This window comes from Nesterenkonia marinintestina (assembly GCF_025420485.1).
GTDB lineage: Bacteria > Actinomycetota > Actinomycetes > Actinomycetales > Micrococcaceae > Nesterenkonia > Nesterenkonia marinintestina.
On sequence record NZ_JAOEFD010000003.1, the window covers coordinates 231,062 to 237,787 of the forward strand.

At 71.5% G+C, this 6,726-nt stretch carries 7 protein-coding genes; 3 read left to right on the forward strand and 4 right to left on the reverse strand.

Features of this window, described 5'->3' with window-relative positions; translation table 11 throughout:
* Window positions 1–17 precede the first annotated feature (17 nt).
* Window positions 18–662, forward strand: coding sequence for an isochorismatase family protein (locus N7E59_RS04445; RefSeq protein ID WP_261623695.1), 645 nt, complete (start codon window positions 18–20; stop codon window positions 660–662).
* 62 nt (window positions 663–724) lie between these two features.
* On the opposite strand, the gene N7E59_RS04450 is transcribed toward N7E59_RS04445, so the two are convergent.
* The 3 genes from N7E59_RS04450 to N7E59_RS04460 form a co-directional block, all read right to left on the reverse strand.
* Window positions 725–2,470 carry a DEAD/DEAH box helicase gene (locus tag N7E59_RS04450; protein WP_261623718.1) on the reverse strand — a complete coding sequence of 582 codons (1,746 nt, stop codon included), beginning with the start codon at window positions 2,468–2,470 and terminating at the stop codon, window positions 725–727.
* A 68-nt stretch (window positions 2,471–2,538) separates the two neighbouring features.
* Window positions 2,539–2,922, reverse strand: coding sequence for a DUF3039 domain-containing protein (locus N7E59_RS04455; RefSeq protein ID WP_261623696.1), 384 nt, complete (start codon window positions 2,920–2,922; stop codon window positions 2,539–2,541).
* 47 nt (window positions 2,923–2,969) lie between these two features.
* Window positions 2,970–3,992: a co-chaperone YbbN gene (locus N7E59_RS04460; RefSeq protein ID WP_261623697.1), complete on the reverse strand. Its 1,023-nt coding sequence runs from the start codon at window positions 3,990–3,992 to the stop codon at window positions 2,970–2,972.
* Window positions 3,993–4,248: 256 nt separating this feature from the next.
* Here N7E59_RS04460 and N7E59_RS04465 point away from each other — a divergent pair, with 256 nt between their 5' ends.
* Window positions 4,249–5,574, forward strand: coding sequence for an AI-2E family transporter (locus N7E59_RS04465; protein ID WP_261623698.1), 1,326 nt, complete (start codon window positions 4,249–4,251; stop codon window positions 5,572–5,574).
* A 32-nt stretch (window positions 5,575–5,606) separates the two neighbouring features.
* On the opposite strand, the gene N7E59_RS04470 is transcribed toward N7E59_RS04465, so the two are convergent.
* The gene (locus N7E59_RS04470; protein ID WP_261623699.1) at window positions 5,607–5,909 is read right to left on the reverse strand and encodes a hypothetical protein; all 303 of its coding nucleotides are present in this window, start codon (window positions 5,907–5,909) and stop codon (window positions 5,607–5,609) included.
* Between the two features lie 56 nt (window positions 5,910–5,965).
* Here N7E59_RS04470 and nucS point away from each other — a divergent pair, with 56 nt between their 5' ends.
* Window positions 5,966–6,658, forward strand: coding sequence for an endonuclease NucS (gene nucS, locus N7E59_RS04475; RefSeq protein ID WP_261623700.1), 693 nt, complete (start codon window positions 5,966–5,968; stop codon window positions 6,656–6,658).
* The last annotated feature ends 68 nt before the right edge of the window (window positions 6,659–6,726 follow it).

Genomic DNA, 6,726 nt, shown 5'->3' on the forward strand with positions numbered 1-6,726 from the left:
TGACGGAGGAGGAGACCATGGCGGAAGCACTGATCATCGTCGACGTGCAGAACGACTTCTGCGAAGGCGGTGCCCTGGGGGTCGACGGAGGGGCGCGGGTCGCCGCAGAGATCAGCGAGTTCCTGGAGGACGTCCACGCGGAGTATGAGGCGGTGGTCGCCACCCAGGACTGGCACATCGACCCCGGCGCGCACTTCTCCGAGGAGCCGGACTTCGAGACGAGCTGGCCGGTGCACTGCGTGGCCGGCACCCCCGGCGCCGAGCTGCACCCCCACCTGGAGACCGAGCACATCGAGACCTTCTTCCTGAAGGGTCTGTACTCGGACGGATACTCCGGCTTCGAGGGGCGCGAGGGTGATCCCGCCTCGGTCGGCACCCTCGCCGGCGAGGACGGCGCCAAGGTGGCGCCGGCCGACGCCGTGCCCTCCGGGGCCGAGGACATGCACGCCTGGCTGTCCGACCGCGGCGTGGACACCCTGACCATCGTGGGCATCGCCACGGACCACTGCGTCCGGGCCACGGTCCTCGACGCGGTGGAGGCCGGCTACCGGGTCCGGGTCCTCACCGAGCTCACCGTGGGCGTGGACCGGGGGCGCATCGCCGAGACGTACGAGGAGTTCGAGGAGGCCGAGGTCGAGGTGCTCAGCGTCGACGACCTCTGAGGCTGAGACGTCGCCGAGCCCGAAGCCGTCGCTGAGCCGGTCGTCGCCTGCGGCGGCGTGCCTCAGCGCCGTCCGACGAACCAGTTCTGCAGCGTCCTGACCCTGGTCTCGAGCTGGTGCTTCGTCGCCTGCCCGACGGCGGGCCCGCCGCACGCCTCCCGCAGCCTGTTGTGGACCGCCCCCTGATGCATGCCGGTCTTCGCGGCGTAGGCGGAGACCGACCTGTTGAGCTCGCTGCGCAGCCGCTTCAGCCGACGGTGGTCGACGACGTCGAGCTCCTCGCCGTGCCCCTGTCCGGGCTCCCCGCCGGGCCGACGGCGCAGCTGATCGGCCTGATGCTGCTTGAGCAGGGTCGAGACCTGCTCCGGCTCCAGCAGACCCGGGATCCCGAGGAAGTCCATCTCCTCCTCCGAACCGACCGCGCCGCCGAGACCGAACTCGTCGCCGTCGAAGAGGACCTTGTCGAAGGCCGCCCGAGACTCCAGCGCGGCGAAGCTCCCCCGCTCCAGCTCCGCCGAGGCGCGCTGCTCACGTTCGGCCGCCTCCAGGAGCTGCTCCTCCTCGGTCTCCCCGTCCTGGGCGGATCGGGGCACGTCCAGGGCGTGGTCGCGCTCCTCCTCCAGCTCGTTGGCCAGCCCCATGAGCACGGGGACGGAGGGGAGGAAGACGCTGGCCACCTCGTTCGCGTTCCGGCGGCGGACGAATCGTCCCACCGCCTGCGCGAAGAACAGCGGTGTGGAGGTCGAGGTGGCGTAGACGCCCACGCAGAGGCGCGGGACGTCCACCCCTTCGGAGACCATGCGCACGGCGACCATCCAGAGTCGGGATGCGTCGCCGGAGAAGTCCTCGATCCGCTGGGAGGCCTCTGAGTCGTCGGAGAGGACCACCGTGGTCCCCTGACCCGTCAGGGCGTCCAGCTGAGCGGCGTAGGCGCGCGCGGTCTCGTGGTCGGAGGCGATCACCAGGCCGCCGGCGTCGGGCACGCGGTCACGGACCTTGAGCAGGCGTTTGTGCGCGGCGGCCAGCACCGAAGGGATCCATTCGCCGTCGGGGTTCAGAGCGGTGCGCCACGCCTGGGCGGTGATGTCCTTGGTCGCTCCGGCTCCCAGCTGGGCCTCCATCTCCTCGCCCGAGGAGGTGCGCCACCGCATGTTCCCCGAGTAGGCCATGAAGACCACCGGCCGGACCACCCGGTCCTTCAGGGCCGGACCGTACCCGTAGGAGTAGTCGGCGCGGGAACGTCTGACTCCGTCGGCGTCCTCGATGTAGTCGACGAAGGGGATGGGTGCGGTGTCGGAGCGGAACGGGGTCCCGGTCAGCGCCAGTCGGCGCGTCGCGGAGGTGAACGCCTCCCGGATGCCCTCGCCCCAGGACAGCGCGTCACCGCCGTGGTGGATCTCGTCGAGGACCACCAGGGTCCGTCCGGCCTCGGTCTTGTTCCGGTGCAGCGCGGGCTTGTTCGCCACCTGCGCGTAGGTGACCGCCACCCCGATGAACTCGCGGCCGTGGCGGCCGTCGGAGTTGCGGAAGTTCGGGTCGATCGCGAGTCCGATGCGCGCCGCGGCGTCCGCCCACTGCTGCTTCAGGTGCTCGGTGGGGGCGACGACGTACAGCCGGGTGATCTCACCGGAGTCGATGAGCATCTTGGCCACACGCAGGGCGAACGTCGTCTTGCCGGCCCCCGGGGTGGCCACGGCCAGGAAGTCCCGCGGGGACCGTTCGACGTAGAGGTCGAGGGCCTCCTGCTGCCACTGACGCAGCGCGGGCGCCGTGCCCCGGGCCGCCCGGTGCGGATAGACCGGCGGCATCGACGAGCCGGCATGGCTGTCGACGTCGAAGAGGCTGGGCGCGGACCCGCCGGAGGCGCCGGCCTCGGTCACTTGCCCCGGCCGAAGCCGAAGAAGCCGCCCGACCGTCCCCCGCCGGAGCCGCCGTCGCCCGAGTCTCCGTCTCCGCCGCCGAAGCCCTCGTAGATCTCCTTGCACTCCGGGCAGACGGGGAACCGCTGCGGGTCCCGCGACGGCACCCAGACCTTGCCGCAGAGCGCGACCACGGCACCGCCCTCGAGGGCGGACTCCATGATCTTGTCCTTCTTCACGTAGTGGGAGAAGCGCTCGTGGTCTCCCGGTTCGGACAGCTGCTCCTGGTGCTCGCGCTCGATCGTCGCCGCGCCGCCGGCGTCGGGACGGGCGGCGGGGTCTGCGGTGCTCAGACGGACGAGTCGGTCCTCGGAGTCTGTGGAACGGGGGTGAACGATCATGGGCGTCATCCTACCGACCGGAGATGACATGGTCATGGCGGCGCGGCTCAGAACAGGGCGCGGGCCAGCTGCTGGCGCGAACGGTTCACCCTCGGATCGGTGTCGCCGACGATGGAGTACAGCTCCACCAGGTGTGCCCGTGCCCGTTCGCGATCCTCCCCGTGATGATCTCTGACGTAGGCCACCAGTCGCGCGAGGGCGTCCTCCACATGGCCTCCCAGCACGTCGACGTCGGCGACGGCGATCTGCGCCTCGACGTCGTCGGGGGCCTCGGCCGCGGCGGTGCGCACGGTCTCGAGGTCGGCGTCCCGGGTCCGGCGCATCAGCTGGACCTGCGCCCTGCCGATCTCCGCCTCCGAGTCGCCGGGGTTCTCACGCAGCGCCTCCTCGTACGCGGCGACCGCGCCGTCGTAGTCCCCGGACTCCAGGGCGTCGTGGGCCTTCTGATGCAGCGGCGGCAGCTGGGGCTCCTCCTCGGTCTGCTCCGCGCCGCCGGCACGGCGGGACTGTGCCGGCATCCGCTGGGTCATTCCGTTCTGGGTCGCCATCTGGACCATCTGCTCGACCAGCTGGCGCAGCTGCTCCTCGGAGATCTGCGCATCGAACTCTCCGACCGGCTGCCCGCCGAGGAAGGCGGTGGCGACCGGGAGCTGGCCCTGGCTCTGCTGGGCGATCTCGGGGTGGGAGGCGGCATCGAGCTCCGCCATCAGGACCCGCCCCTGCTGGGCGTCCACCGCATCGGCCAAGGTCGCACGCATGCTCTGCGAGGCCGGCGCCGAGTCGTGGATGACGAGCAGCACCGGCACCTGGCCGGAGAGCTGGACGATCTCCTGGAGCTGCTGGGGCTGCACGGCCAGCACCCAGCTGTCCGCACCGCCCGGAGCTCCCGTCCCGGCACCGGAGCCGGCACCGGAGCCGGCACCGGAGCCGGCACCGGCCTGGGCCGCACCGGGCTGCGTCCCGCCGGAGGGGGACCCCGAGGCCAGGCCGGAGAGGTCAACGGCCCCGTGGGTGTCGACCGAGGGGTTCGTCGGAGCCGGCCGCTCCGACTCGTGTCCGGGCTGGGTCACTTCTGCTCACTCCTTAGGCGGCCCGGCGTACGGGCCGCGTCTCGGCACATCACGTGGGCGACGGATGTCGGCCCCCCGCGACCTACGTCCGGTGCGGGGAGGTCCTGCCAGAAGACTAACGCGACTGGTCCCGGCCCCGCCGCCCCCGACGTCGCCGTTCAGCTCACAGCGAGCCGACGGGGCCGGAGTCGACGCCCGACACGGCACCGGTGTGCGTCGAGGTCGCCGGAGGGTCGAGGTCGCCTAAGGTGGGACTGTGCACGCAGGGCGACAGGGAGACAGGGACTCCGACCGAGGTCCGCAGCAGGATCCCGGCGGCGGCGGCGCGCCGGAGGACGAGACCCGCACCGGCTCCAGCCCCGCCCGCGGTCCCGCGCTGCGACGTCTGACGACGCTGCCCCGCCGCGGACTGCGCGGACTGCGCCGAGCCGCGGTCCGCCGTGACTCCCGGTTGGACGTCCACGGACTGCCCGCAGAGCCGATCGACCGACCCGGCGGCACGGACGATTCCGTCGGCTCAGGCGACGATCCGCTCCGGCCCCCCGACATCGGCGCACGGCCGGTGTACACCGGCTTCATGTTCGCCGTCGGCGTCGGGCTGGCGCTGCTCATCTTCTTCGTGGGACAGACCAACTCACAGCTGCTGGTGTGGATCGGTGCCGCACTGTTCATCGCTCTGGGCCTGGACCCGGTGGTCCGCGGCCTCGAGCGGCTCGGCATCCCCCGTCTGGCGGGGGTCCTGCTGACCATGGTCACCTTCCTCAGCGCGGTGTCGATGTTCATCGCCTCGATCACCCCGACGGTGACCGAGCAGATGACCAACTTCGTCACATCCGTCCCGCAGATCATCGACGACGTCCTGACCTCCCAGTGGTTCCAGAACCTCGACCAGAACCTGCAGGTCCAGAGCTTCGTCGACACGGAGGTCGACCGGCTGCTCGCCGATCCGGCCCGAGTCACCACCGCGCTGGGCGGGCTGTTCGGCGTCGGAGCGGCCGTGCTGAGCACAGGCTTCGGCATCCTCGTCGTCACGGTGCTCGCGCTGTACTTCCTGGCGACGCTGCCGACCATGAAGGCCTGGGCCTACCGGCTGGCGCCCCGGTCGCGCCGCGCACGGATCGAGGACCTGGGGACGCGGATCCTCGACGGCGTCGGGTACTACGTGATCGGTCAGGCCTGCGTGGCCCTGCTCAACGGCATCGTCGCCTACATCGCCATCTCCATCGCCGGGGTGCCCTTCGGTGCGCTCTTCGCGGTGACCGTGGGGGTCCTGGCCTTCATCCCGCTGGTGGGACCGGTCATTGGCGGCAGCCTGGTCACCCTGGTGTCGCTGACGGTGGACTGGCAGACGGCACTGACCTTTGCGGCGATCTACTTCGTCTACCTGCAGGTGGAGGCCTACTTCGTGTCCCCGAGGATCATGGCCCGCGCCGTGCGGATCCCCGCCGCGGTGGCGGTGATCTCCGTGATCGCCGGGGGCACCCTGCTGGGCGTGCTCGGCGCACTGATGGCGATCCCCACCGCGGCAGCCGCCATGCTGCTGCTGCGGGAGGTCCTGATCGCCCGGCAGGACCGCCGCTGAGCCGACCGGCCGCGAGCGTCGTCAGGCCGCCCTCAGGGGATCTGCCAGCACCGCCGATGCCAGTGGCGGCGTTCCGAGGCGGCATGCTCGTCGCCGAAGAGCGAGTCTGCCCGCCAGGCCACCAGGTGCGCGGTACCGGGAGCGATGGACAGTCCGCAGCCGGGACAGACGTAGGACTTCACCGCCGCCGCGCCGGAGATCGCCCGCACGTGGTACTCCCCGTCGGCCCGCCGCTGCCGGGACCCGCCGACGACCCCGCCGTCGATCAGGCCCGGGTTCAGCGGCCGATGGGGACGACGCCACTTCGACCCGCCCGCTCCGCCCCTGCGTCCCATAGGGACATCCTCCCAGGTTCCTGCTCCCGGGTTCCGCCGCGCTAGACTGGATGACCGTGCGACTGGTGATTGCGACATGCTCGGTGACCTATTCCGGCCGACTCAACGCCCATCTGGCCCAGGCCGTCCGGCTCCTGATGGTCAAGGCCGACGGTGCGGTGCTGGTGCACTCCGACGGCGGCTCCTATAAGCCGCTGAACTGGATGTCGCCCCCGGCGACGCTGCGCACCAGCCCACCCGATGCCGAACAGGCGCAGGCCGGCATCACCGAGGTGTGGACCGTGCGGGCCGACAAGACCGACGACACGCTGACGATCCTCATCAGCGAGATCCACCACGACTCCGTGCACGAGATGGGCGTCGACCCGGGCCTGGTGAAGGACGGCGTCGAATCGGACCTCCAGCGCCTGCTCGCCGACCAGATCGAGCGGCTCGGCGACGGCCACAGCCTGATCCGACGCGAGCACCAGACCCCGATCGGCCCGGTCGACATCCTGGCGAGGGGACCGGGTGGGACGGTGGCCGTCGAACTCAAGCGCCGCGGCGACATCGACGGCGTCGAGCAGCTCACCCGATACCTCGACCTGCTCAACCGGGACCCGCTGCTGGCTCCCGTCCAGGGCGTCTTCGCCGCTCAGCAGATACGCCCGCAGGCCCGCACCCTGGCCGAGGACCGGGGCATCCGCTGCCTGGTGCTGGACTACGCGGAGATGCGCGGCGTCGACGACGCCGACTCTCGGCTCTTCTGACCCCGAACCGGCGCAGATGCGCCGACGGGCGCCCGGGGGGGGGGCGCCCCCCCGGGGGGGGGGGGGCC